This window comes from Solicola agrisoli (genome assembly GCF_049059935.1).
Taxonomy (GTDB): Bacteria; Actinomycetota; Actinomycetes; order Propionibacteriales; family Nocardioidaceae; genus JAURVT01.
In genome coordinates this window covers 1-23,439 of record NZ_JBMGQR010000053.1, presented here as the reverse complement: position 1 = coordinate 23,439, position 23,439 = coordinate 1, and the positions used below count along the sequence as shown (strand labels likewise).

Sequence of the window (23,439 nt, the reverse complement as noted above, 5' to 3'; positions counted from 1 at the left end):
GATCGGGAGCATGAGCGACGACATCCGCGGACTCGACGACGTCCTGAAGTTCGACTGGGAGCGCGTGCGCGCCGACGAGGTCGTCGTGCACTGGACGGTCACCGAGCGGCACCTGCAGCCGTTCGGCCTCGTGCACGGCGGCATCTACTGCTACGTCAACGAGTCGACGGCGAGCATGGGCGGCCAGGTGTACGTCGGCGACGAGAAGGTGGTGGTCGGCGTCAACAACAACACCGACTTCATCGGCCAGGCCGGCCCCGGCGACACCCTCACCACCCGCGCGACGCCCGTCCACCAGGGACGCTCGTCGCAGCTGTGGCTGATCGAGACCCGCGGCTCGGCCGGGGCGCTCGTCGCCCGCGGCCACGTCCGCCTGACCAACCTCGACCGCGCTGCCCCCAAGGGCACCGCGGACGCCATCCGCCGCTGACGATGCCCGCGGACGACCCCGCCCGGGGCCTCGCCCGCGCCCACGCGCTGCTGCGCGCCGCCAGCGCCGGCGACGTCGGTCCGACGATCCTCGTCCACCGGCCGCCCGCGCCGGCCGTCGCGTTCGGCGGGTCGGACACGCGCCGCGCGGGCTTCGGCGACGCGGTGCGCGCCGCACGCGCCCACGGCTTCACGCCCGTCGTCCGTGCGCCCGGCGGCAAGGCCGTCGCGTACACGACCGCGGCACTGGTCGCGGACGTCGTGGTGCCCGAGCCGCGGCCCAACGCCCGCATGCGCGCGCGGTTCGTCGCGGCCGGGGAGGCCCTGGCCGAGGCGCTGCGCGGCATCGGCGTCGACGCCCGCCACGGCGAGGTGCCCGGCGAGTACTGCCCCGGCGCGCACAGCGTCAACGCCCGCGGCACGTCCAAGCTCGCCGGCACCGCCCAGCGGGTGGTGCGCGACGCGTGGCTGTTCAGCGTCGTCCTCGTGACCGACGACGCCGCGGCGCTGCGTCCCGTGCTGGCCGACGTCTACGCCGGGCTCGGTCAGCCGTTCGACCCCGCGTCGGTGGGCGCGGTGCGCGACGAGGTGCCGTCGGCCACCGACGACGCGCTCGAGGCCCTGCTGACGGACGCGGTGCGCGTCCTCGCGCCCGACGCGACGACCGTGGCGCCGGTCACCGTCGACCGTCTCGCCGAACGGTTCCTGCCCGGGCACCAGGTGGGCACGCCCTAGGATGGCCGTGGGCCGCGACTGGCGTTGGGGTGGGAGACCACCAGGGAGCGGCCCCGCACGATCGTGACGCGGGACCGTTCGCCTGGGCCCTGTGTCGGCTCCCGCTGACGCAGACCCCGAGAGGCACACCGTGACGACCCAGACCCTGATCAGGAACACGCCCATGACCCAGACCCCCGGCCCCTCGCGCCTCGAGGACGGCGACGTCCGCGTCCTGCTCCTCGAGAACATCCACCCCGACGGCGCCGACTTCCTGCGCCGGCAGGGCTACGACGTCACCGAGGGCAAGGGTGCGCTCGGCGAGGACGACCTGATCGAGGCGATCCAGGGCGTCCACCTGCTCGGCATCCGCTCCACCACGTACGTCACCGAGAAGGTCCTGGACGCCGCCCCCGACCTGCTGGCCGTCGGTGCGTTCTGCATCGGCACCAACCAGATCGACCTCGCGGCCGCCGCCGCGCGGGGCGTCGCGGTGTTCAACGCGCCGTTCTCCAACACCCGCAGCGTCGTCGAGCTCGCGATCGGCGAGATCATCTCGCTGGCCCGCCGCCTGCACGAGAAGTCCACCGACATGCACGCGGGCGTCTGGAACAAGTCGGCCGCCGGCAGCCACGAGATCCGCGGCCGTCGACTCGGCATCGTCGGCTACGGCAACATCGGCAGCCAGCTGTCGGTCGTCGCCGAGGCCCTCGGCATGCAGGTCTACTTCTACGACAGCGCCGACAAGCTCGCGCTCGGCAACGCCAAGCGCTGCGAGTCGCTCGAGGAGCTCCTCGGCACCGTGGACGCCGTCACGCTGCACGTCGACGGGCGCCCCGGCAACGCGGGCCTGTTCGGCGCCGAGCAGTTCGCGCAGATGCGTCCGCGCTCGTTCTTCCTCAACCTCTCGCGCGGCATCGCCGTAGACACCGCGGCCCTGCGCGAGAACATCGAGTCCGGCCACATCGCTGGCGCGGCGCTCGACGTGTTCCCGGTCGAGCCCAAGGCGCAGGGCGACCCGTTCGAGTCCGACCTGCGCGGGCTGGCCAACGTCATCCTCACCCCGCACGTGGGCGGCTCGACGATGGAGGCCCAGCAGGACATCGGCCGCTTCGTCTCGGCCAAGCTCAACTCCTACCTGCGCGACGGCGGCACCGAGCTCAGCCCGAACCTGCCGCACCTGAGCCTGCCGGCGTACGGCGCGCACCACCGCGTCGTCCACGTGCACCGCAACGTGCCGGGCGTCCTCTCGGCGATCAACAGCCTGCTGGGCGAGCACGGCGTCAACATCGAGGGCCAGTCGCTCGGCACCCGCGGCGAGCTGGGCTACGTCATCACCGACGTCGGCGACGAGCTGCCCGCCGACGCCTTCAGCGCCCTCGCGTCCCTCCCCGAGACCATCCGGGTGCGCCAGCTCTCCTGACGCGTCGGACGTCCCCTCCCGTCCGCGATCTGAAGCCTTCGGGTGGTCTGAGCCATTGTTTGGGCACACCAAGGCTCCAGATCGCGGACGGAGGGGACGTCAGGGCGTGGCGAGGGCGTGGAGCTTCTCGACCGTCGTCAGGTTGCGGCCGGTGCCGGGGGTGCCGAGGAGCCTGTTCATCAGGGGCGCGGTGAGCTTGGAGTCGTGCACGCCGTCGCCGGTGTAGCGGATGTGCAGCTCGCGGCCGACGTGCTCCCACTCGGCGCCCGGCGTGGCGCGCTCGCGCAGCGCCGCGACCCCGTCGGGGTCGGGGTCGTCGCGCAGGAACCACACGTGCGACAGCTTGGGCTCGACCACCGGCAGCCGGTGCGCCTCGCGTGCGGCGAGCAGCTCGGACGCCGAGCGTGAGATCGCGTCGGTGGTGACGCCGAGATCGTCCAGCACCAGGGCCTCGACGGTCCGGTCGAACTCCGCGGGGTCACCGGGCGGGACGCACAGCAGGTTGCCGCTCGCGATGAACGTCGACACCTCGGTGGCCCCGGCCGACGTCACCAGCTCGCGCAGCCTGGCCATCGGCACCTTGTTGCGCGCGCCCAGGTTCACCGCGCGCAACAGCACCACCCGTCGCTCGACCATCGGCTCAGAAGTCGAAGCCACCGAAGTCGAACCCGCCGCCGTCGCCACCGCCGCCGTCGCCACCGCCGAACCAGCCGCCGTCGCCACCGCCGCCTTCGCCACCGGAGTCACCGCCACCGCCGTCGCCCCCGTCACCACCGGAGTCGCCGCCGTCGTAGCCGCCACCGAAGCCGCCGCCGAGCATCGAGCCCATCATCGTGCCCATGAAGATCATCGGCATCACGTCGTAGGCCGAGAAGTACCCGGCCGCGTAGGGCTGGTAGGCCCGACCGCCCTGCCAGTACGGGACGCGCTGCGAGCCCTGCATCACCTGGCGCACGTCGGGGTCTGCGCCGGCCTTGACGCGCTCGGCGTCGAGGGCGCAGGCGGGGACGTCGCGCTCGATGCCGCCGTCGGGGGCGTACAGGACGTCCTCGATCGACATCCCGTGGCGCGGGTCGAAGAAGCACGGCGGACGACGCGTGGGCAGCGGCTCGCCGGCGACGCGGGCGCGCACGCAGGCGATCGCGTAGCGGCCGTCCTCCAGGATCGAGGTGACGTTCCTGACGTCGTCGGGCTTGGTCATCGCCGCGGACGACTCCTTGGCCGACTCGTAGGCGTCGAGCGCGCGCTGGTAGTCCGAGCGCTGGCCCTCGTCGAGCTCGTGGACCAGGAGGTCGGCGTCGAGGTCCTGGAGCTCCTCGCCGAGGGCGGTGACGTCCTCGTCGACGACCTTGCGCACCTTGTCGAGCTCGGCCGACTCGATCTCCGCGCGCTTCTGCGCGGCGATCCTGTTCTGCCGCGTCGTGTAGACGATCACGGCGGCGATGATCACGAGCAGGACGATCAGGACTTCCATGACCCGACCCTACCGAGCGCGTCCACCCCCGGCCCCGCTCAGCCCGGGTAGGCGCCCGCCTCGCGCAGCCACGGGACGGGGTCGGTGGCGTCCTCGTAGATCGAGCCCCCGCGGGGGTGCAGCTCGAGGTGGAGGTGGCAGCCGCTGGAGTTGCCCTCGGTGCCGACGAACCCGATCTGCTGGCCCGCCTGCACGACCTGCCCGTCGGTCACGACGATCCGCATCATGTGGGCGTACCAGGTGGTCAGGCGACCGGGCCCGGTCGCGACCTGGACCAGCCACGGCCCCGACCAGCCCTGGTCGGTGACGACGGCGACCGTGCCCGCGTTGGCGGCCAGCACCGGGGTGCCGCACGGGGTGGAGAAGTCGTTGCCGGTGTGCCGCGACGACCAGTGCGACCCGCTGCTGCCGAAGTTCTGGTTGTCGACGAACTGCGCGGTGGCCGGCAGCGGGAACGTCACCGGCCCGGTGGACACCGCGGTGAACCTCGTGACGCCGGCTGCGATCCGCGCGATGTACGCCCGCGTCTCGGCGAACGGCGGGACGCCGTCGAACCGGGTGACGTTGCCGAGCCCCGCGTTGTAGGCCGCGAGCGCCAGCTCGTTGCGGTCGCCCTGGAAGCCCACGACGCCGCCGAACAGCTCGCACATGTAGCGGCCCTGCGTCATCACGGCGTCGCCGACGTCGAACGGGCTCGCGAACCCGTTGCCGTCCTCGTCGCGCCCGTACTGCTGCCAGGTGGCCGGCAGGAACTGCGCGATGCCCTGGGCGCCGGCGGGGCTGCGGGCGTCGGCGGCGAACCCGCTCTCGGCCTCGAGCTGCGCGGCGAGCAGTGGGGCCGAGACGTCCGGACACTGCTCGGAGGCGCGGACGATCCACGGCAGCACCTCGGCGGGGATGCCGGTGGTGACCAGGCCGGTGCCGTACGTGCCGGCCGCGGCGACGTCGTCGCGGTCCTGCGAGCCGAGCACGACGACGAGCCCCAGGACGACCACCGGCAGCACGCCGAGCGCCGCCAGCAGACGCAGCGCGCGCACCTCGCCGCGCTCCTCCCGAGAGCCCCCCACGGCACACAGTGTGGGCCATCGTCCCGGGCCGCGCCCCCGAACGGTGGTTCACTGTGCACCGACCGAAGGGGGATCGATGGTGCTGCGACGCGTGCCGACGTGGGCCGCGCTGACCTCGTCGGCGGTGCTGGCGCTGACGGCGTGCACCTCGGGGGCCGACGGCACCGACCCCGTCACCGGCGCCACGACGGCCCCGTCCGCGACGGCCACCGCGCCCCCGGCGACGACCGCGACGCCCGTCGTCCCGCCCGCGACGCCGACCGCCTTCTCCACCGCGAACGGCCCGACGGGCCTGACGTTCCGCGACTACCTGGGCGCCTCGGTGCCCGGAGGGGCTGCCGGCCCGCGCACCGTCGCCGCGGGCACCGCGTCGGGCTGGACGCGGGACGCCGCCGGGGCCGTGCTCGCCGCCGCGCACGTGGCGGTCGCCGCCGACGCCCGTCAGCCCCGCGCGCTCTGGCGTCCGGTGGTCGACGGCGGCGTGCCGCGCAGCCGCGTCGAGCGCGTGCGCACCCGCACCGAGCGGGCCGCCGCCCAGTGGGACTCCCGGCTCACGGCCGACGAGCGCGCCCGCCGCGACCGCCCGTCCGACACCGACGCCGGCCAGGGACCACCGAGCATCTGGAGCCCGCCGGTGCGCGTGGTCGCCTACTCGGGCCTGACGTCCGACCGGCGGCTCGCGAGCGTCACGATCTGGGCCCGGACGGCCGGCTCGGCCACCTGGATGCGGCGCACCGTGCGGCTCCAGTGGGCCCGTGGCGACTGGCGGGCGAGGTTCCCGCTGCCGTCGGGATGGGCCGCGGAACCACCCACGGCGGACATACGTCCGATCTCGGAACTATCGTCCTGACCCGAGGACGACAGGCAGGCACGTCCCTCACACTGGGGAGGCGCGACCACGGGTCGCGCGAAGCACGCACACGGACGGGGGACGTCGGGTGGCCGACGAGGAGCAGATGATGAGCGGCGAGCAGTTCGCCCAGCGACGCAACGCCGCGCCTCCGGGCGCCGCGCACCAGCAGCCGGCCGAGCGGGCGCCGCAGCCGTCGCAGCGCCCGCCGCAGCAGGCCGCGCCGCAAGGTCCGCCGCCGCAGGGCCAGCACGCCCCCGCCGCGCCGCAGCCCGGTCGACGCGTCGCGCCGCCGCAGCAGGCGCCCCAGGGGCGCCCGCCGTACGAGAACCAGCCCCAGCAGCACCGTGAGCCGCAGCCGGGCGGCTGGGGCCAGCAGCCCCCGCCGAGCCACGCGCCCGAGCCCGCACCGGTGCCCAGGGGCCCGGTCTCGGCCGACGACTTCCTCGAGGGTCGCCAGCGCACCGCACCCCTCGGCCCCGCGACGTGGGGCTGGCGCGGCCTGGTCCGCAAGCTCACCTTCGGGCTGGTCAAGCCCACGATGGGCAAGGCCGAGCAGGCCCACAACCGCGACCGCAGCGCCGTCCAGCGCTCGTTCGAGGGGCCGCGCACCATCGTGTTCGTCAACCCCAAGGGCGGTGCGGCCAAGACCACCAGCGTCCTGATGTCGGGCTACACCTTCGGCACCGTGCGCGGCGGCGGCGTCGTCGCCTGGGACAACAACGAGACCCGCGGCACGCTCGGCGTCCGCGGCCTGCGCGCCAACCACAACAACACCGCCCGCGAGCTGCTCGCCGCCCGCGAGCGATTCTCCGACGTGTTCCGCGCCCGCCTGGGCGACCTCGGCGGCTACGTCCGCTCGCAGGGCGAGGCGCACTTCGACCTGCTGGCCTCGGACGAGCAGCCCGGCGTCACCGGCACGATCCACGCCGACGACTTCCGCAACCTGCACCACCTGCTCAACCGCTTCTACCGGATGGTGCTGGTCGACACCGGCAACAACATCCGCGCCGAGAACTGGCTGGCCGCGGTCGACTCCGCCGACCTGCTCGTCGTCACCACCACGGTCCGCGAGGACACCGGCTACTCGGGCCTGTGGATGCTGGACGCGCTCGTCGCCGAGGGGCGTCAGGACCTCGTCGCGCGCTCCATCACGATCCTGTCCGACCCGGCGCAGAACGTCGACAAGGAGCTCGCCGAGTCGCTGACGCAGGCCTACGCGTCGCGGTCCAAGCACGTCGTGCGGGTGCCGTTCGACCGCGTGCTCGTCTCGGGCTCGGTGGTCGACTACAGCCGTCTGTCCGACGCCACCCGCAACGCGTGGCTGCGGGCCTGCGCGGCCATGGCCGAGGCCCTGTGATGCTGCAGGCCCTCGTCCGCGCGTCCGAGGACGGCGGCACCGGCTTCAACCCGTTCGACGGGATCAGCCCGGACTTCGGGCCGTTCGAGGGACTGTTCACCTCGCGCATCGGCACCTTCCTGGCGATCGTGTGGGCGGCGGCGTTCGTCTACGTCGCGTTCTGCCTGCTCCTCGCGATCGCGCGCGTCGCCACCAGCCGCAAGGGCGGGTACGGCGACGACCTCGACGACGCCCGCAACCAGCTGCTGCGCAACGCCGCCGCCGCGGTGCTCCTCGCCGCGGTGCCGGTGATCTTCGGCGTGCTCGTCGGAGCGTGAGGCGCACCAGATGAGCGTCCGCATCGACGACCCGGACACCTCGCGGCCCACCCGGGGCGGCGGGGCGCGCTCGGCGCTGCTCGTCGTGGCGGGCCTGGTGGTCGTCGGCCTGCTCGTCTGGTCGTTCGTCCCCGCCGGGGGTGGTGGCGGTGACGAGCCGGCCGACGAGCTGTCGCGCACCCGCGGTGAGGTCCCCACCGGCGCGCTCGCCCAGGGCACGGCGTCGGCCGACCTCGACGGCGCCACCCGTCAGGTGTCGGGCGTGCCGCGCGGGTTCCCGCAGACCGTCGACGGCGCCGTCCAGTCGTACGTCGCCTCGCTCGGCACGTTCGCCGCGGGCATGGCCGGCCTGACCGCCGGCGAGCTCGAGACGTTCGTCCGCGACTTCACCGGCACCACCACCGACTACTCGACGATCGCCGCCGACAAGCGCGCGCTGCTCGGCCTGGACGACCAGGGCCGGGTGATCGACGGGCAGGCCGGCGACGCCGTGGTCTCGGCCTGCCCGCCGGACCTCGGCGCCTACCGCACGTCCGACGTCGTCCCCGCCGACGGCGCCCCGACCTCGGTGACCGTGTCGTACTGGGGCCCCTGCGTCTACGGCATCGGCTCCACCACGAACCGCGAGCGGCTCAACGTGGTCTGGCAGGAGACCACCGCCACCATGACGTGGTCCGACGGCGACTGGCGCCTGGCCACCGGCGCGCAGCCGCCGCAGGACAAGGCGCCCGCGCCGGCCGACCTGAACCGTCCGAACACCACCTTCGCGCAGCGCTCGGCGCTGCTCGGCGAGGGCTGGTCGCTGTTCCAGGGTGCGTCGCAGGACTGGCCGTCGGAGATCCTGGGGGAGGAGCCGTGAGGCGGCTGCTCCTGGTGCTGCAGGCGCTGGTGGTCGCGGCCGGGCTCGCGCTGCCGGCCCTGCCGGCCGCCGCCGAGGCGCCCGACGTCTGCGCCACGAACCCCGCCGCCTGCACGGTGGGCACGCGGCCCACCGAGGGCGACGCGTCGGCTCCGTCGGTGGGCAGCGTCGACGACGGCGCGCAGGGCATCGTGTCGCCGAGCGTCGAGACCGAGCAGACGCTGGCCGCGATCAAGGAGTTCACGCCCGAGAACGCGGTGGACTCGTGGGCGCAGGCGTCCGCGGAGGGGGCGGTGTCGATCCTCGGCAAGGTCTCCACCTGGCAGGACCGCGTCACCACCCCGGCGTTCGACCGCAGCTGGTGGCGCGACCAGTACGCCGTGATGTTCGGCCTCAGCCTGCTCCTGTTCGCGTTCATGCTCGTGATCGTGGTGGCGCGCGTGGGTGGTCCGGACGGGTCGGTGCCCGCCGCGCAGCTGATGCGCGACTCGGGCCTCAAGCTCTGGCTCGTCCCGGTGATCCTCGCCATCGCCCCCATCGTGCTGTCGCTCGTCCAGGGCACCACCGCCGAGCTCGCTCGGTCGTTCGCCGACGAGACCGGCGACGGCGCGGGCGACGCGACCACCCAGTTCCTGTCGAGGATGACGGCGGTGAGTGGCGGGTTCGACTCCTTCGGCGGCGCGATCCTGGCGCTGCTCGTGCTGATGGGCATCCTGGTGTTCTCCGTCGCGCTGCTCATCGAGGTCGCCGTCGCCAGCTGGGGCCTGAACCTCCTCGGGCTCGTCGTGCCCATCGCCGTCGTCATGCACGTGTACCCGCCGTGGCGCCGTCCCCTGGCGCGGATCGCCGGGCTCATGCTCGGGCTCATGTTCACGCCCGTCGCGGTCAACTTCGTCTACTGGACGTTCTTCTCGGCCACCGAGAACCTCGCGAACGGGCTCGACCTGTTCGGCACGGCCCTGTTCGTGCTCATCGGCACCATGCTCCTGTGCGCCGCGCCGATCCTGGTGATGCAGCTGTTCGGCGTGCTCGTCCCGCAGTACGCCGGCCCGGCGCCCGCGATGGCCGGCGGCGGACGCGGCGAGGTCCCCGTCGCGCGGTCGGTCACGCGGCTGGCCGACCACTTCCGCACCAAGGAGGCCTTCGCCGCGCAGGCACCGATGGTGCACGCCCACGAGCGCGCGTCCGTCGGCCCGCAGCACGCGGGGTCGCAGGGCGACACCCGGACCCGCACGGTCGACCGGCCCGACCCGCCCCGACGTGCCGCCGCGGCCGACCGTCCCGAGCGCGAGCCCGACCCGGGCGTCGAGGTCGAGGCCGCGCAGGCCCACGAGGAGGTCGCCGCGCAGCTGGGCAAGAAGAACGCCGACGAGGCCTTCGACCCCGAGCCGTTCGACGCGCCCCGCCCGCCCGGCGAGCCGCGCGACGACGGGTGGTGGCACCGGTGAGCACGGGCCAGGGCGCGACCGTCAGCCTGCTCGGCGGCGAGACCCGTCGACGCAACCTCTTCGGGTCGTTCACGGGCGGCCAGATCGCGGTGATGACGGGCGCCAGCGTGCTGTGGCTCGTGGTGCTGCTCGTGTCGCAGTCGTTCGCGGTGCTCGTGGTCGGCGCGCTCGGGCTGCTCGGTCTGTCGTGGCTGCTGCGTCGCCAGGACTCCAGCGGCGACTCGTGGGGACGCACGCGCGGCGAGGGCCTGTGGTTCTGGCTGCGCCGCCGCCGCGGTCTCGACGTCTGGTCGCCCGGCGGCGACCTGCCCACGTCCGTCGGCGCGTTCCGCGAGCTGACGTACGCCGACGACCCCGACGCGCCGCCCGTGGCGCTCGTGCACCAGCGCGACCGCGCGCAGCGGTTCGGCCCGCAGTCGAGCCTGGTGGCCGTGCTCGAGATCGTCGGCGGCGGCGACGGCCTGCGCGAGGTGAGCGAGGTCAACCGGCGGGGATCTCGGTTCGGGCAGCTGCTCGGCACGCTCGCGTCGCCGGAGTCGCCCGTCGAGCAGATCGACATCGAGACGCGCGTCGTGCCGGCCGACCCCGGTGCCTACGCCGGCGAGATGGCCGCGATGCTCACGCCCGGCTGCCCGCCGGCGCTGCGCGCGAGCATGGAGCAGCTCGCCGCCCACGGCGCCGCGCAGACCGAGACCTACCGGACGTTCGCCACGGTGCGCATGCCGCTCGCGGCGGTGCAGGCCCGCGTGGTGGGACGGGTGGCGTCCGCCGAGGACACCGTCGTCGCCGCGGTGGACGCGCTGCGCGTGGTCGTCGACCGCCTGGAGCGCTCGGGCCACGTCGTGCGGGGCGTGCTCGGGCCCCGTCGGGTGGCCGCGATGGTGCGCCACCTCCACGTCCCCAGCTTCGGCATCGACGACCTCGACGGGCTCGAGCGCATCCGCGACGGCTGGGCGTTCCCGATCACCCCGATGCGCGACGCCGTCCGCGTCGACGGGCCCGACGGGCCGTGGTTCCACGCGGTCGCGTCGGTGCCGCGCGACTCCTGGCCGATGGACGTCGTGGGCATGCGCTGGATGCAGAACCTCGTCACCGACGTGAACCCCGCGACCATCCGGACCGTCAAGGCGCAGCACCGGCTGGTGCCCAAGCGTCTGGCGCGCGGCAAGGCCACGATCGGGCTGACGCTCGACACCGCCGCCATCCGCTCGCGGGAGAAGAAGCAGGCGGTCTCGACCGGCGAGGACGAGGCGTCGGCCACCGCGGCGCAGCGGATCATGAACGACCTGCTCGGTGCGGGCACGGCCGGCGACCACGCGGCCGTCCGGATCATCGTCTCCGCGCCCGACCTCGGGGCGCTCACGGTGGCGCGCTCGGCGGTGTCGGCCGCCGCCGAGGACTCCGGCATCACCCGGCTGCGGTGGTACGAGAACCGCCACCACCAGGCCCTCCAGCTGGGCGCACCGCTGGCCCGGGGGATCCGGTCATGAGCATGCTCAGGTCACGCACCAAGGACGAGGCGCCGCCCGTCCAGGCGGAGCCACCGGTGCCGGCCGCCGAGCCGCGGCGACGGTCGTCGCGTCGCGTCCGGTGGCTCGACCGGCTCGGGCTCTACGAGGTGTCCGAGGAGACGATCTTCACCTCGACGCGGCAGGCGCAGGCCGTCAACCCGGCGCTCGTCGCCACGCACGCGCCGCTCGCCGGACCCATCACGGGCGTCGACGTCGACACCGGGAACGCGGTGTCCAACGGGCCGCACGAGCTGTACGCGCAGCGTCGCATCACCTCGCCCAACGTGGTGGTGCTGGGCGACGTGGGGTCGGCGAAGTCGTCGCTCGTCAAGACCGTCTACGTCGCGCGCGCCGTGGCGTGCGGCAAGCAGGTGGCCGTCTTCGACCGCAAGAACCAAGAGGGCCGCGGCGAGTACGCCGACGTCGCCCGCGTCTGCGACGGCACCACCATCGCGTTCTCGCGCACCAGGGGCTCGGCGATCAACCTGCTCGACCCGCGCATCTCGACGTCGTCGCGCGACGGCGACACCGACGCCCGCATCGGCCAGGACCGCCTGCTGCTCATGGCCGCGGAGTACGCGCACGGGCCGCTGAGCTCGCACGAGCACCACGCGCTGCGCTCGGCCCACCGCACCGCGCTGACGCGTGCCGGTGCCGCCGGGCGCAACGCCACCATCCACGACGTCGTCGACGCCCTCTACGACCCCGAGCCCGACGCCGTCCCGCGCGCGCACCTGGCCGCGCGCGACGTCGTCTCCCAGCGTGACGTCATCGACTGGGGCATGGCGCTCGCGATGGACCTCGAGCGGTTCGTCGACGGCGACCTGTCGGGGCTGATCGACGCCGACACGTCCGACTCGGTCGACTGGTCGGCGCCGCTGCTGGTCTTCGACACCTCCGAGCTCGACGAGGACTCGCCCGCGCTGTCGCTCGTCATGGCGCTGGTGGCCACGTTCCTGTCGTCGGTGTGGGCCGCGCGTCCAGGCCAGCGGATCATCGTGCTGGAGGAGGGGTACCACACCGCCCGCCTGACGGGCCCGGGCACGACGAGCGTCGCGGGCATCCTGCGCTCCCTGGTCAAGCGCGGACGCGGCATCGGACTGGCGTTCGTCACCGTCATCCACCACGTGTCCGACCTGCCGCCGGACTCCGACGCGATGAGCCTGGTGCGCGAGGCGCAGGTGGTGCACGTCTACCGGCAGTCGCGCTCGGACGACGCCAGCACCGTGGTCTCGCTGTTCGGCCTGCCGTCGTGGACCGAGGACCTGCTGCCCGCCGTCGAGCCGGGCGTCCACGTGCTCAAGGTGGGCAAGGAGCCCGCGCGTCTCGTCCGGCACATCCGTACCCGGATCGAGGAGGGCTTCACCGACACCGACGCCGCCATGGCCGGCGCGCGCGGCGACGGCGCCCCGTCCGCGTGAGCCGTCCCGCGGTGGCGCTCAGCGGCCGATGGCGATGCGGGGCGCGTACTTGGGGTCGAGCAGCTCCATCATGTCGCGCATGAAGGCCTTGGGCACCGAGACGCAGCCGCCCGTCGCGCCCCTGCCGTTCACGTGCAGGAAGATGCCCGAGCCCTTCTTCCTCTTGGCCACGGGCCGGTTGAAGTCGATGACGATGGCCCAGCGGTACTGGGTGCCGTAGGACGGCAGGTACTCCGAGCTGTTGCGCTTGCTGGACGGGAGGCTCCAGCGGAAGCCGCCCTGGCTCTTGTTGCGCAGCTGGTTGTAGTAGCGCGACGCGTTGTCCTGCACCCAGTAGTCGCCCGAGCGGACCCGGTGGAACGGCAGGTCGGTGCCGGCGGGTGCGGCGCTGTTGCCGAAGGCCTCGCGCATCTTGTAGGTGCCGATCGGCGTCGTGCTCGTCCACTGCTTGCGCTGGTGGCCGGCGACCAGGCCGCCGGAGCCGATGCGGGCGTTCTTGGTGGTGCGGCGCGCGTCCCAGCCCTTGGCGGTCTTGCGCCAGTAGGTGGCGCGGGCGCGCGTCCCCGAGCTGCGGTTGATCGTGACGACCTGCTGGGTCTTGTCGGTGACCCGCACCTTGACGCCGCCGAGGGTGATCGTCCGGGTGGCCGCGTCGGCCGGCACGTGGGCCGTCGAGGCGATCAGCGCCACCGCGGCGAGCACCACCACGACCAGGGCGAGCGGGACGGGCAGGCGCAGGCGTGAGGTCACCCGCACATCGTGCCCGAGATGTCCGCCGCGCGCCTCGTCCGTCGACGGTTTCCCAGGTTCACCTGGTGTTCCGACGGCACCCCGGGGAACTTCCCGTGGTCTCGTCGGTTTCCCAGGTGAACCTGGGAAACCTGGGTCAGGTGGGACGGACGACGTCGCGCACCCACGCACGGGCCGGGGGCAGGTGGCGGGCACGGGCGTCGGCGACGAGGGCGGCGCTGCGGGTGCCGGGCCAGTCGCCGGGCAGCAGGCGGGGCTGGAGGCCGGGGTCGACATAGGGGATCGCGCGCCAGGCGTCGACGAGCCGCGTCAGGTGGACGAAGGCGTCGCGGCCGTCGGCCGGGTCGACCGCCGAGGCGTGCTCGTCCAGGAACGCCCGGTGACGGTCGGCGACGGCGTCGAGGTCCCACCAGGAGCGCACGGCGTCGGGCAGCGGGACGGGCGCGTCCACCTCCTGGCAGGCGAACGTCGTGACGTGGTCGCGCAGCCCGAGCCCGTCGACCACGGCGGCGACGTCGTCGGCGCGGTGGGCCGGCGCGACCCAGAGGCCGGACGAGACGGTGCCGCAGCCGGCCCAGGCGAGGCGCCGCCGCAGCTGGTGACGGTCGCCGCGGCGCTCCTCGGGGATGCTGAACGACACCAGCAGCCAGCCGTCGCCGTCGGACGCGCCCGGCCCGAAGATGCGGGCGTCGCCGCGGTCGAGCATCGCGGCCGTGTGACCGGTGAGGGCGTAGCCGCTCCGGCCGTCGCGCGCCTCGGCGGCGAGCACGCCTCGCGACTTGAGCCTCCCGACGGCGACGCGCGTGCTGTCGGCCGGCACGTCGAGCGCCTCGAGCAGCCGCACCAGGTCGGCGACGGCCACCCATCCGCCGAGGTCGCGCAGGTGCGTGCCGAGCACCGTGCGCACCAGCGACGTGACGCTGCCCGGCCGGGAGTCGACGTCGTCGAGCCCGGCGCGGTCGTCGCTCACCGGCCGGCGAGCTCGGCGCGCACGGCCTCGACGCCCGTCAGCAGCTCGTCGAAGCCGGTGCTCAGCGGGCTGAGGCCGAGGCGCAGACCCATCGGCGCGCGGAAGTCGGGGATGACGCCACGCGTCCACAGCGCCGCCGTCACCTCCCGGAACGACGGGTGGTCGAGCGTCACGTGCCCACCGCGCTCGGAGGCCTCGCGGGGCGTGGCGAGCTCGACGCCCAGGGGAGCGAGCAGCTCGTCGGAGGCCTCGATGGCGAGGGTCGTCAGCAGCACCGACTTCTCGCGGACGGCGCCGATGCCGACGTCGGCGAGGAGGTCGAGCGTGTCCTGCATCGCGAGCATGCCGAGCACGGGCGGGGTGCCGCTGATGACGCGACGGATGCCTGCGGCCGGCTCGTACCCGGGGCCCATCGCGAACGCGTCCGCGCGTCCCATCCAGCCCTGCACGGGCTGGCGGAACCCGTCCTGGTGCTCGGCGCGCACGTAGGCGAACGCCGGCGAGCCGGGCCCGCCGTTGAGGTACTTGTAGGTGCACCCGACCGCGAGGTCGACGCCCCACGCGTCGAGCTCGACCGGCACCGAGCCCACCGAGTGCGACAGGTCCCACAGCACGAGCGCCCCCGCGTCGTGCACGAGCGAGGTGATCGTGGCGGCGTCGGCGAGGTGGCCCGAGCGGTACGCGACGTGGCTGAGCACCACGAGCGCCGTCCGCTCGGACAGGATCGGTGCCAGCCGGTCGGCGCGGACGCCGTCGCGCGGGTCGGTCTCGACCCACCGCAGCGTGAGCCCGAGCTCGTCGGCAATGCCCTCGAGCACGTACCGGTCGGTGGGGAAGTTGTCGGTGTCGAGCACGACCTCGTCGCGACCCGGACGCAGCGCCACCCCGCCGCGGGCCAGCTTGTAGAGCAGGACGGTGGTGGAGTCGCCGACCGTCACCTGGCCGGGTGCGGCGCCGAGGACGACGTCGCCGAGGCGGTCGCCGATGGTGAGCGGGAGGTCGAACCACTGCTCGTCCCAGCCGCGGATGAGGCGTCCGGCCCACGCGCCCGTGACGAACGCGGTGATCCGCTCGGCGCTGGCCCTCAGCGGCCGGCCCAGGGAGTTGCCGTCGAGGTAGGCGACGACGTCGTCGTCGGCGCCGCGCAGGAACAGGTCGCGGTGCGCGCGCAGGGGGTCGGCGGCGTCGAGGTCGTGGGCGCGGGTGGCGAGGTCCATCAGCCGATCTCCGTCCGTGCCGCGAACAGCTCGGGGAAGAACGTGAGGTCGAGCGCCTTCTGCAGGTACCCCACCCCGCTGGACCCTCCGGTGCCGCGCTTGCCGCCGATGATGCGGGTGACGGTGCGGACGTGCCGGAACCGCCACAGCTGGAAGTTCTCCTCGAGGTCGACGAGCTCCTCGAACGCCTCGTAGGCCTCCCAGTGCTCGGCGGGGCGCTCGTAGATGCCGACGATCAGCGGCAGCAGCTCCTCGCGGAGCGTCCACGGCTCGCGGACGTCGCGCTCGAGGACGGACGCGGGGACGTCGAGCCCGGTCCGGGCCAGGTGGCGCCAGAACGCGTCGTAGAGGGTGGGCGCCTCGAGCAGTGCGGCGAGGTCGGCGTGCGCGGCGGGGTCGGTGTCGAAGACCGCCATCGCCCGCGGGTCCTTGTTGCCGAGGATGAACTCGACGGCCCGGTACTGCGCGGACTGGAACCCCGACGACGTGCCGAGGTCGTCGCGGAACTCCGCGTACTCGCTGGGCGTGAGCGTGGCGAGCACCGTCCAGGCCTCGGCGAGCGTGCGCTGGACGTGCTTGACGCGGGCGACGCCCTTGAGCGCGCGCCCGAGGTCGTCGACGTCGAGCGCCTCGACCGCCGCCCGCAGCTCGTGGAGCACCAGCTTGAACCACAGCTCGGTGGTCTGGTGCTGGACGATGAAGAGCAGCTCGTCGTGGTGCTCGGGCCGGCTCACCGGGTTCTGGGCGCTGAGCAGCGTGGGAAGGTCGAGGTAGTCGGCGTAGCTCAGGCGTCCGGTGAGGTCGGTGACGACGCCGGCCTCCATCGGGCGGGTGCCGGTGCGGGGGTCCATGGCGTGACGGTATGTCATCGACGTGACGACCGCAAGGATTACGTTATGGATCAGAGGCGGGCGGCGAGCTCGGTGGCCTGGCGGACGGCGCGCTTGGCGTCGAGCTCGGCGGCGACGTCGGCGCCGCCGACGACGTGGACGGTGACGCCGGCGTCGCGCAGGGGTGCGGCGAGGTCGCTGACCGACTCCTGGCCGGTGCACACGATGACGGTGTCGGCCTCGACCAGACGCGGGGCGCCGTCGACGGTGACGTGCAGGCCGTCGTCGTCGATCCGCTCGTAGGCGACGCCGCGCACCATCTCGACGCCGGCGTCCTTGAGCGTGGTGCGGTGCACCCAGCCGGTGGTCTTGGCCAGCCCCTTGCCGAGCGGGGTGGTCTTGCGCTGCAGCAGCGTCACCTGCCGCAGCGGGGTCTCGTGCACCTTCTCGGCCAGGCCGCCGCGCACGACGGCGGGGTCGCCGACGCCCCAGCGGCGCATCCACGCCTCGGCGGGCTCGTGCTGCTCGGCGATGCAGAACTCGGCGACGTCGAACCCGATGCCACCGGCGCCCATGATGGCGACGCGGTCGCCGACGGGCCTCTCGCCGCGCAGCGCCTCGGCGTAGGTGACGACGCTCGGGTGGTCGACGCCGTCCACCTCGGGCAGGCGGGGACGCACGCCCGTCGCGAGGACGACGTCGTCGAAGCCGGCGCCCACGAGGGCGTCGGCGTCGACGCGCGTGCCCAGGTGGACCTTGACGCCGAGCACCTCGCAGCGTCGCGTCCAGAACCGCAGCGTCTCGGCGAACTCCTCCTTGCCGGGGATGCGCATGGCGAGACGGAACTGGCCGCCCACCTGCTCCTCGGCCTCCATCACCTCGACCTCGTGACCGCGCTCGGCCAGGGCGACGGCTGCCGACAGCCCGGCCGGCCCGGCGCCGACGACGGCGATCCGGCGCCGGCGCTGCGGCGGCACCGGCAGCAGGACGAGCGTCGTCTCGTGCCCGGCACGCGGGTTGACCAGGCACGAGGCCCGCTTGTTGGCGAACGTGTGGTCCAGGCAGGCCTGGTTGCAGGCGATGCAGGTGTTGATCTCGTCGGCCCGGCCGGCGGCCGTCTTGTTCACGAAGTCGGGGTCGGCCAGCAGCGGACGGGCCATCGAGACGAGGTCGGCCTGGCCGTCGGCGAGGATCCGCTCGGCGACGTCGGGGGTGCTGATCCGGTTGGACGCCACCACCGGCACGCCCACCTCGCCTCGCAGGCGCGCGGTCGTCCAGGCGAACGCGGCGCGCGGCACCGAGGTGACGATCGTGGGGATGCGGGCCTCGTGCCAGCCGATGCCGGTGTTGATCACGTCGGCGCCGGCGGCCTCCACGCGGTGCGCGAGCTCGACGGTCTCGTCCCACGTCTGCGCGTCGTCGACGAGGTCGAGCAGGCTCATCCGGTACTGGACGAGGAAGTCGCTGCCGGCGCGCTCGCGGACCCGTCCGACGACGGCCTCGGGGAACCGCATCCGGTTGGACGCGCTGCCGCCCCACGCGTCGGTGCGGTCGTTGGTGCGCGCGGCGAGGAACTGGTTGATCAGGTAGCCCTCGGAGCCCATGATCTCGACGCCGTCGTAGCCGGCGTGCTGCGCGAGCGCGGCGGCGTCGGCGAAGTGCCCGACGCACGCCTCGACCTCGCGGGTGCTCATCGCGCGCGGACGGAACGGCGTGATCGGCGACTTGCGGCTCGACGCGGCCTTGTTGAACGGCGTGTAGCCGTAGCGACCGGCGTGCAGCAGCTGCAGGACGATCTTCGCGCCGTGCTCGTGCGCGGCGTCGGTGACGACGCGGTGCTTCTCGGCGAGGCGGCGCGAGGTCATCTGCGACCCCGCGGGGAGCAGCCAGCCGCGCCAGTGCGGCGCGTACCCGCCCGTCACGATCATCGCGACGCCGCCCTTCGCGCGCTCGGCGACGTACGCAGCCAGCTCGGGCAGGTGCTTGGCGCGGTCCTCCATGCCGGTGTGCATCGAGCCCATCACCACCCGGTTGCGCAGGGAGAACGGGCCGACGTCGAGCGGCGACAGGAGCAGGGGGTGGTCGTTCACGGGCGGGGTTCCTCACCGGTGGGGAGCGGGGTGTTCACTGGAGCCGTGGGAAAGACGACGTGGTGGTTCCTGGTCGGCGCCGGCGTGTTCAACGTCGTGGTCTGGCCGCGGTTCGCGCTGGCGGTCGTCCGCGACGACCGCGCGTGGGCCGGCGCCGCGTGGTCGAGCACGCCGCAGCCGTTCTTCTGGGTGCACGCGGTGCTCATCACCGCCGCCGTGCTCATCGGGCTGGGCGTGCTGGTCGTGGGGCTGCGCGGCCTGCGGGCGTCACGGCGAACGTCGCGATGATCTCCTCGCACCAGGCCACGACGGCCTCCTCGGTGCGGATTCCCCCGCGCAGCACCAGGTAGGGCCCGACGTCCTCGGGCGCGAGCGCGTCGGGATCGGGGTAGTGCCGCTCGCTGCTGCGGCGGAACCCCTCGAGCCGCTCGCGGTGGGCGTCGAGGTGACGGCGGACGTCGTCGAGCACCGTCGACGCGTCGCCGTGGTGGATGCCGCGGACGCGGACGGCGAGGTCGCTGCGGGTCTGCTCGACGGGCCCGGGTGCGTCCACCCAGGACGCGAGCGCCTCGCGCCCGGCGTCGGCGATCGCGAAGACCTTCTTGTCGGGGCGGCCCTGCTGCTCCACGGCGGTGGAGGCGACGAGCCCGTCGTCCTCCATCCGGGCCAGCGTCCGGTACACCTGCTGGTGCGTCGCCCGCCAGAACAGCCCGATCGAGCGGTCGAAGCGGCGCGTCAGGTCGTACCCGCTCGCCGGCTGCTCGGCGAGCGACACCAGGATCGCGTGCTCCAGGGCCATGCCGGGACCGTACCTCTGCACCGGCGTGCAGTGCAACGAGGTGCATAGGTCGACCGTGGCGGACGCGACGACGCCCGGCCCGCAGCAGGTGCGGACCGGGCGTCGGGGCGGGGTGGGTCAGTGCAGGATCACCGGCGGTGCGGCGTCCTCGTCGTCGGTGAGGTGCGAGACCTCGCGCCTGCGCGGGAGCATCAGCGCCGGGACGAGCGTGAGCAGGACCAGGCCCCACGCCACCCAGTAGGTGTCGGCGAACGCGTGCGCCGCCTGCATGAGGCCGGCGGCCATGCCCTGCTCGCCGAGCTGGGCCCGGACCTGCGCGTCGCGCAGGCCGGCCATCGCGGGACCGGCGAGCTCGCTGCCCTTGATGTGGCTGGTGAGGATCACCGACATCACCGCGACGCCGACCGAGCTGGCGACCTGCTGGGTGATGTTGAGCAGCGTCGATCCGCGGGCCACCTCGTGGTGCGTCAGCGTCTTGAGCGCCGAGGTCATGATCGGCATCATCGTGCCGCCCATGCCCAGGCCCATGACGAACAGCGACGCGATGATGAACGTGTACGAGGTGTCCGAGTCGAGCTGGGTGAGGCCGAGCATGCCGACCACGATCAGCGTCAGCCCGACCGGGACGATCCGTCCGACCGGCATCTTGTCGGTGAGCGCTCCGGCGATCGGCATCGTGAGCAGCGCGCCGATGCCCTGGGGGGCGATCAGCAGGCCGGCCGCCAGCGTCGTCTCGCCGCGGACCTCCTGGAAGTAGGTCGGGACGAGCAGCAGTCCGCCGAAGAACGCCGACGCGAAGAGGAACATCGTGATGATCGCGAGCGTCAGGTTGCGGTTGCCGAACAGGCGCAGGTCGAGCAGCGGGTGCTCGGGCTTGAACGCGTGGCGGACGAAGAGCCCGATCAGCACCACGCCGGCGAGCACCGAGACCCACACGCGGGGAGCGGTGACGTCGCCGTCCTCGACGGGGAGCGACGAGACGCCGAACAGGAACAGGGCCAGGCCGGGCGACATGAGGAGCATGCCGATCCAGTCGAACCGCTCCGAGGGCACCGGCGAGTCCTTGGGCAGGACGATCGAGGCGTAGACGAGCGCGAGCGCGCCGATCGGCAGGTTGATCAGGAAGATCCAGTGCCAGCTGGCGTTCTCGATCAGCCAGCCGCCGAGGATGGGACCGAGGATCGGGCCGAGCAGCATCGGCACGCCCAGGATCGCCATCAGGCGTCCCATCCGGGCCGGGCCGGCGGCGCGGGTCATGATCGTCATGCCGAGCGGCATCAGCATGCCGCCGCCGAGGCCCTGCAGGACGCGGAACCCGATGAGCATGTTGATGTCCTGCGCGGCCGCGCAGAGCACCGAGCCGGCGGTGAACAGGCCGACGGCGGTGAGGTAGAGACGCTTGGTGCCGAAGCGGTCGGCGGCCCAGCCCGTCAGCGGGATGACGGTGGCCAGCGCCAGCGTGTAGGCCGTCACCGTCCAGGCGACGGTGGAGTAGGCCAGCGGCGCGGTCGGGTCGTCGGAGAAGACGCGCTGGAAGGTCGGCAGTGCGACGTTGACGACGGTGATGTCGAGGATCGACATGATCGCGCCGAGGACGACGACGCCGGCGATCTTGAGCACCGCACCGTCGATCTTGTCGGGGTAGGTCTGCTCAGCTGTTGACATGGCTCAGGTCCTTCGTGGTCGTGCTGGTGCTGAGGTAGTCGCCCTGGAGGATGGGCTGGAGGGCCTCGTGCAGACGGTCGCAGTCGGCGTCGGGGAGACGGTCGACGAGGATCCGCAGGGCCTTGCGCTTGTGGTCGAGGTGCTGGTCGGCGGCCTCGAGGCCGGTGGGGGACAGCGAGACGAGCGTGACCCGCCGGTCGGTCGGGTGGTCGTGCCGCTCGGCGATCCCGAGCCTGACGAGCTGGTCGACGTTGCGTCCGGCCGCGGCCACCGAGAGGCCGAGACGGCGGGCGATGTCGCTGATCGTCACCGGTTCGCCGACGTGCGAGAGCAGGAGCGTGGTGCGCGCCTGCGAGAGCGTCACGTCGAGCTCGACGAGGCGCTCCATGGCGTCGCCCTCGACGAGGCTGAAGACCCGCTGCAGGAACAGCTGCAGCGACCCGTAGAGACGGTCGTTGGATGGTTGCACCGCAGGATCATAACGCCCGTGCAACTGTTGCGCGCGTGAATTCTTTGTGACGTGCACCTATCTGCACGGTGGCCCGTGTCAGGCGACGAGCTCGCGGGAGGCCTCGACGGTGCGCCGCGCGGCGAGGGCGGCGACGCGGCCGGCCCGGTTGGCGCCGATCGTGCTGGCCGACGGCCCGTACCCGACGAGCTGGACGCGGTGGTCGCGCGCCGCGGTGGTGGGGGTGTGGGCGTCCTCGCGGGCGACCAGCCGGATCCCGCCGGTCGCCTCGCGCAGGCGCAGCGGGGCCAGGTGGCCGACCGAGGGACGGAAGCCGGTGGCCCAGACGATGACGTCGGCGGGCGCGGACGTCCCGTCGGCCCAGCGGACGGCGTGCGGCTCGACCGTCGCGAACATCGGGTGCCGCTCGTAGGCCCCGAGCAGGCGGGCCTGCTCCTCCTGCGGGCGCAGCATCAGCCCGGTGACGCTGACGACGCTCTGCGGTGGCAGTCCGCGTCGGACGCGCTCCTCGACGAGCGCGACGGCCTCGCGCCCCGCCTCGGTGTCGAAGTCGCCCGGGCCGCGCCAGACCGGCGGACGGCGCGTGACCCAGGTGGTGCGCGCCACGGGCGCGAGCTCGCCGAGGATCTGCACGGCCGACGCGCCACCGCCCACCACGACGACGTCGAGGCCGGCGAGGTCGTCGGGGCCGTCGTAGTCGTGGGTGTGGACCTGCCGGCCCGCGAACGTCTCGACGCCGGGGAAGTGCGGCACGAACGGGCGCTCCCACGTGCCCGTGGCGTTGACCAGGGCGGGTGCGGTCCACGTCCCGTGGTCGGTGCTGACCCGCAGGAGGCCGTCCGCGTCCTCGACGCGGGAGACCTTCACGGGGCGCCGGACGTCGAGGTCGAATCGCCGCTCGTAGTCGGCGAAGTAGGCCGGGACGGCGTCGCGGGCGGCCGAGGCGGGGTCGGAGTCGGGGGCCGCGAGACCCGGCAGCGACGCGACGCCGTGCACGTCCTGCATCGACAGCGTCCGCCAGCGGTGCTGCCAGGCGCCGCCGGGGGAGTCGTTGGCGTCGAGCACCACGTGGTCGACGCCGAGGCGGGCCAGGTGGTGCGCCGCCGACAGCCCCGCCTGCCCCGCGCCGACCACCACGACGTCGGTGCGGTGCTCGGGCGAGGTGCTCACACCAGGAGAACCGGCGCCCCCCGCCCCCTGTTCCCGCGTCCCTCCCGTCCGCGATCCGAAGCCTTGGTGTGGTCAACGGCCGGGTTTGACCACCACGAGGCTTCAGATCGCGGACGGAGGGGGAGTCCAGCGGCGGGCTAGAGGGCGCCGAGGGCACGGGCGACGGGGACGACCGACGCGGCGGCCCAGGCCTGGGGGCGGCAGGAGGCGGGGTAGGGCGAGGGAGGGAAGACGGTGTCGTCGAGGCCGGCGAACAGCTCGGGCATCCGGTGGTCGAAGCCCTCGGCGGCACGCAGCAGCCCGCGTGCGACGGTGGCCGCCGCGTCCGTGTGCCCGGTGCGGCGCAGGCCATCGACGACGACGGCGGTGTCGTGCGTCCAGACCGAGCCGCAGTGGTAGCGCCACGGCCAGTACCCGCCGTTGTCGGACGACAGCGTGCGGATGCCGTGGCCGGAGAACATCGTCGGGTGGAGCAGGCGGGCGGCGACCGTGGCCGTCTCCTCCTCGGTCAGCAGGCCGGTGCCGAGCAGGTGGCCCATGTTGCTGGCCACGCCGTCCACGCGCTGCTTGTGCGCGTCGAGCGCGAGCGCGGGGTAGGCGCCGAGG

Annotated in this window: 24 protein-coding genes and 1 riboswitch; of the genes, 11 read left to right on the top strand and 13 right to left on the bottom strand. The window is 73.6% G+C overall.

Going from position 1 to position 23,439, the window contains the following annotated elements:
- Positions 1-10 precede the first annotated feature (10 nt).
- From ACI6PP_RS16600 to serA, 3 genes are all read left to right on the top strand, one after another.
- On the top strand, positions 11-430 hold the full coding sequence (locus ACI6PP_RS16600; protein ID WP_421112726.1) for a PaaI family thioesterase: 420 nt from the start codon (positions 11-13) through the stop codon (positions 428-430).
- A gap of 2 nt (positions 431-432) precedes the next feature.
- The gene (locus ACI6PP_RS16595) at positions 433-1,164 is read left to right on the top strand and encodes a lipoyl protein ligase domain-containing protein (RefSeq protein ID WP_421112725.1); all 732 of its coding nucleotides are present in this window, start codon (positions 433-435) and stop codon (positions 1,162-1,164) included.
- A 4-nt stretch (positions 1,165-1,168) separates the two neighbouring features.
- Positions 1,169-1,259: riboswitch (ZMP/ZTP riboswitch) on the top strand.
- 68 nt (positions 1,260-1,327) lie between these two features.
- Positions 1,328-2,566: a phosphoglycerate dehydrogenase gene (gene serA / locus ACI6PP_RS16590; protein WP_421112724.1), complete on the top strand. Its 1,239-nt coding sequence runs from the start codon at positions 1,328-1,330 to the stop codon at positions 2,564-2,566.
- Between the two features lie 99 nt (positions 2,567-2,665).
- On the opposite strand, the gene ACI6PP_RS16585 is transcribed toward serA, so the two are convergent.
- Genes ACI6PP_RS16585 through ACI6PP_RS16575 form a run of 3 tightly spaced genes read right to left on the bottom strand, consistent with a single transcriptional unit; the run spans position 2,666 to position 5,107 of the window.
- The gene (locus ACI6PP_RS16585) at positions 2,666-3,223 is read right to left on the bottom strand and encodes a DUF1697 domain-containing protein (RefSeq protein WP_421112723.1); all 558 of its coding nucleotides are present in this window, start codon (positions 3,221-3,223) and stop codon (positions 2,666-2,668) included.
- Positions 3,207-4,040, bottom strand: a complete 834-nt coding sequence (locus ACI6PP_RS16580; RefSeq protein ID WP_421112722.1) for a hypothetical protein — start codon at positions 4,038-4,040, stop codon at positions 3,207-3,209. Before ACI6PP_RS16580 ends, ACI6PP_RS16585 begins: the two co-directional genes overlap by 17 nt.
- Before the next feature lie 38 nt (positions 4,041-4,078).
- Positions 4,079-5,107 carry a peptidoglycan DD-metalloendopeptidase family protein gene (locus ACI6PP_RS16575; RefSeq protein WP_421112721.1) on the bottom strand — a complete coding sequence of 343 codons (1,029 nt, stop codon included), beginning with the start codon at positions 5,105-5,107 and terminating at the stop codon, positions 4,079-4,081.
- 76 nt (positions 5,108-5,183) lie between these two features.
- Here ACI6PP_RS16575 and ACI6PP_RS16570 point away from each other — a divergent pair, with 76 nt between their 5' ends.
- From ACI6PP_RS16570 to ACI6PP_RS16540, 7 genes are all read left to right on the top strand, one after another.
- Positions 5,184-5,957, top strand: a complete 774-nt coding sequence (locus ACI6PP_RS16570) for a DUF8175 domain-containg protein (RefSeq protein ID WP_421112720.1) — start codon at positions 5,184-5,186, stop codon at positions 5,955-5,957.
- 109 nt (positions 5,958-6,066) lie between these two features.
- The gene (locus ACI6PP_RS16565; protein WP_421112719.1) at positions 6,067-7,317 is read left to right on the top strand and encodes a MinD/ParA family ATP-binding protein; all 1,251 of its coding nucleotides are present in this window, start codon (positions 6,067-6,069) and stop codon (positions 7,315-7,317) included.
- Complete coding sequence (locus ACI6PP_RS16560) at positions 7,317-7,634, top strand: hypothetical protein (RefSeq protein ID WP_421112718.1); 318 nt, start codon at positions 7,317-7,319, stop codon at positions 7,632-7,634. Before ACI6PP_RS16565 ends, ACI6PP_RS16560 begins: the two co-directional genes overlap by 1 nt.
- A gap of 10 nt (positions 7,635-7,644) precedes the next feature.
- Positions 7,645-8,493: a hypothetical protein gene (locus ACI6PP_RS16555; RefSeq protein ID WP_421112717.1), complete on the top strand. Its 849-nt coding sequence runs from the start codon at positions 7,645-7,647 to the stop codon at positions 8,491-8,493.
- Positions 8,490-9,941, top strand: coding sequence for a hypothetical protein (locus ACI6PP_RS16550; RefSeq protein ID WP_421112716.1), 1,452 nt, complete (start codon positions 8,490-8,492; stop codon positions 9,939-9,941). The genes ACI6PP_RS16555 and ACI6PP_RS16550 overlap by 4 nt, the downstream gene beginning before the upstream one ends.
- The gene (locus ACI6PP_RS16545) at positions 9,938-11,431 is read left to right on the top strand and encodes an SCO6880 family protein (protein ID WP_421112715.1); all 1,494 of its coding nucleotides are present in this window, start codon (positions 9,938-9,940) and stop codon (positions 11,429-11,431) included. Before ACI6PP_RS16550 ends, ACI6PP_RS16545 begins: the two co-directional genes overlap by 4 nt.
- Entirely contained in the window at positions 11,428-12,873 is a 1,446-nt protein-coding gene (locus ACI6PP_RS16540; RefSeq protein ID WP_421112714.1) for a hypothetical protein, read from the top strand. The genes ACI6PP_RS16545 and ACI6PP_RS16540 overlap by 4 nt, the downstream gene beginning before the upstream one ends.
- An 18-nt stretch (positions 12,874-12,891) precedes the next feature.
- On the opposite strand, the gene ACI6PP_RS16535 is transcribed toward ACI6PP_RS16540, so the two are convergent.
- The 5 genes from ACI6PP_RS16535 to ACI6PP_RS16515 all read right to left on the bottom strand — a co-directional run bounded on the left by ACI6PP_RS16535 (position 12,892) and on the right by ACI6PP_RS16515 (position 18,730).
- A complete protein-coding gene (locus tag ACI6PP_RS16535) occupies positions 12,892-13,623 on the bottom strand; it encodes a L,D-transpeptidase family protein (protein WP_421112713.1) in 732 nt (243 codons plus the stop codon).
- A gap of 136 nt (positions 13,624-13,759) precedes the next feature.
- Positions 13,760-14,593 carry a PaaX family transcriptional regulator gene (locus ACI6PP_RS16530; protein WP_421112712.1) on the bottom strand — a complete coding sequence of 278 codons (834 nt, stop codon included), beginning with the start codon at positions 14,591-14,593 and terminating at the stop codon, positions 13,760-13,762.
- Positions 14,590-15,810 carry a kynureninase gene (locus ACI6PP_RS16525; RefSeq protein ID WP_421112711.1) on the bottom strand — a complete coding sequence of 407 codons (1,221 nt, stop codon included), beginning with the start codon at positions 15,808-15,810 and terminating at the stop codon, positions 14,590-14,592. Before ACI6PP_RS16525 ends, ACI6PP_RS16530 begins: the two co-directional genes overlap by 4 nt.
- Positions 15,810-16,661, bottom strand: coding sequence for a tryptophan 2,3-dioxygenase (locus ACI6PP_RS16520; RefSeq protein ID WP_421112710.1), 852 nt, complete (start codon positions 16,659-16,661; stop codon positions 15,810-15,812). Before ACI6PP_RS16520 ends, ACI6PP_RS16525 begins: the two co-directional genes overlap by 1 nt.
- Before the next feature lie 50 nt (positions 16,662-16,711).
- Positions 16,712-18,730, bottom strand: a complete 2,019-nt coding sequence (locus ACI6PP_RS16515) for an oxidoreductase (RefSeq protein ID WP_421112709.1) — start codon at positions 18,728-18,730, stop codon at positions 16,712-16,714.
- Between the two features lie 45 nt (positions 18,731-18,775).
- Here ACI6PP_RS16515 and ACI6PP_RS16510 point away from each other — a divergent pair, with 45 nt between their 5' ends.
- Positions 18,776-19,018 carry an SCO4848 family membrane protein gene (locus tag ACI6PP_RS16510; RefSeq protein ID WP_421112708.1) on the top strand — a complete coding sequence of 81 codons (243 nt, stop codon included), beginning with the start codon at positions 18,776-18,778 and terminating at the stop codon, positions 19,016-19,018.
- Here ACI6PP_RS16510 and ACI6PP_RS16505 read toward each other — a convergent pair.
- The 5 genes from ACI6PP_RS16505 to ACI6PP_RS16485 all read right to left on the bottom strand — a co-directional run.
- On the bottom strand, positions 18,951-19,529 hold the full coding sequence (locus tag ACI6PP_RS16505) for a PadR family transcriptional regulator (RefSeq protein WP_421112707.1): 579 nt from the start codon (positions 19,527-19,529) through the stop codon (positions 18,951-18,953). The genes ACI6PP_RS16510 and ACI6PP_RS16505 overlap by 68 nt on opposite strands.
- A gap of 117 nt (positions 19,530-19,646) precedes the next feature.
- A complete protein-coding gene (locus ACI6PP_RS16500) occupies positions 19,647-21,194 on the bottom strand; it encodes a DHA2 family efflux MFS transporter permease subunit (RefSeq protein ID WP_421112706.1) in 1,548 nt (515 codons plus the stop codon).
- A complete protein-coding gene (locus tag ACI6PP_RS16495) occupies positions 21,181-21,663 on the bottom strand; it encodes a MarR family winged helix-turn-helix transcriptional regulator (protein ID WP_421112705.1) in 483 nt (160 codons plus the stop codon). Before ACI6PP_RS16495 ends, ACI6PP_RS16500 begins: the two co-directional genes overlap by 14 nt.
- 78 nt (positions 21,664-21,741) lie before the next feature.
- Positions 21,742-22,833 (bottom strand): flavin-containing monooxygenase, encoded by a 1,092-nt coding sequence (locus ACI6PP_RS16490; RefSeq protein WP_421112704.1) that lies wholly within the window; start codon positions 22,831-22,833, stop codon positions 21,742-21,744.
- 137 nt (positions 22,834-22,970) lie between these two features.
- On the bottom strand, positions 22,971-23,439 hold a 469-nt coding region (locus tag ACI6PP_RS16485), incomplete at its 5' end, for an amylo-alpha-1,6-glucosidase (protein ID WP_421112703.1).

Coding starts and splice junctions, on each gene's coding strand:
- ACI6PP_RS16600 (WP_421112726.1), top strand. CDS start 11: ATGAGCGACGACATCCGCGGACTCGACGACGTCCTGAAGTTCGACTGG.
- ACI6PP_RS16595 (WP_421112725.1), top strand. CDS start 433: ATGCCCGCGGACGACCCCGCCCGGGGCCTCGCCCGCGCCCACGCGCTG.
- serA (WP_421112724.1), top strand. CDS start 1,328: ATGACCCAGACCCCCGGCCCCTCGCGCCTCGAGGACGGCGACGTCCGC.
- ACI6PP_RS16580 (WP_421112722.1), bottom strand. CDS start 4,040: ATGGAAGTCCTGATCGTCCTGCTCGTGATCATCGCCGCCGTGATCGTC.
- ACI6PP_RS16570 (WP_421112720.1), top strand. CDS start 5,184: ATGGTGCTGCGACGCGTGCCGACGTGGGCCGCGCTGACCTCGTCGGCG.
- ACI6PP_RS16565 (WP_421112719.1), top strand. CDS start 6,067: ATGAGCGGCGAGCAGTTCGCCCAGCGACGCAACGCCGCGCCTCCGGGC.
- ACI6PP_RS16560 (WP_421112718.1), top strand. CDS start 7,317: ATGCTGCAGGCCCTCGTCCGCGCGTCCGAGGACGGCGGCACCGGCTTC.
- ACI6PP_RS16555 (WP_421112717.1), top strand. CDS start 7,645: ATGAGCGTCCGCATCGACGACCCGGACACCTCGCGGCCCACCCGGGGC.
- ACI6PP_RS16540 (WP_421112714.1), top strand. CDS start 11,428: ATGAGCATGCTCAGGTCACGCACCAAGGACGAGGCGCCGCCCGTCCAG.
- ACI6PP_RS16525 (WP_421112711.1), bottom strand. CDS start 15,810: ATGGACCTCGCCACCCGCGCCCACGACCTCGACGCCGCCGACCCCCTG.
- ACI6PP_RS16520 (WP_421112710.1), bottom strand. CDS start 16,661: ATGGACCCCCGCACCGGCACCCGCCCGATGGAGGCCGGCGTCGTCACC.
- ACI6PP_RS16505 (WP_421112707.1), bottom strand. CDS start 19,529: ATGGCCCTGGAGCACGCGATCCTGGTGTCGCTCGCCGAGCAGCCGGCG.
- ACI6PP_RS16500 (WP_421112706.1), bottom strand. CDS start 21,194: ATGTCAACAGCTGAGCAGACCTACCCCGACAAGATCGACGGTGCGGTG.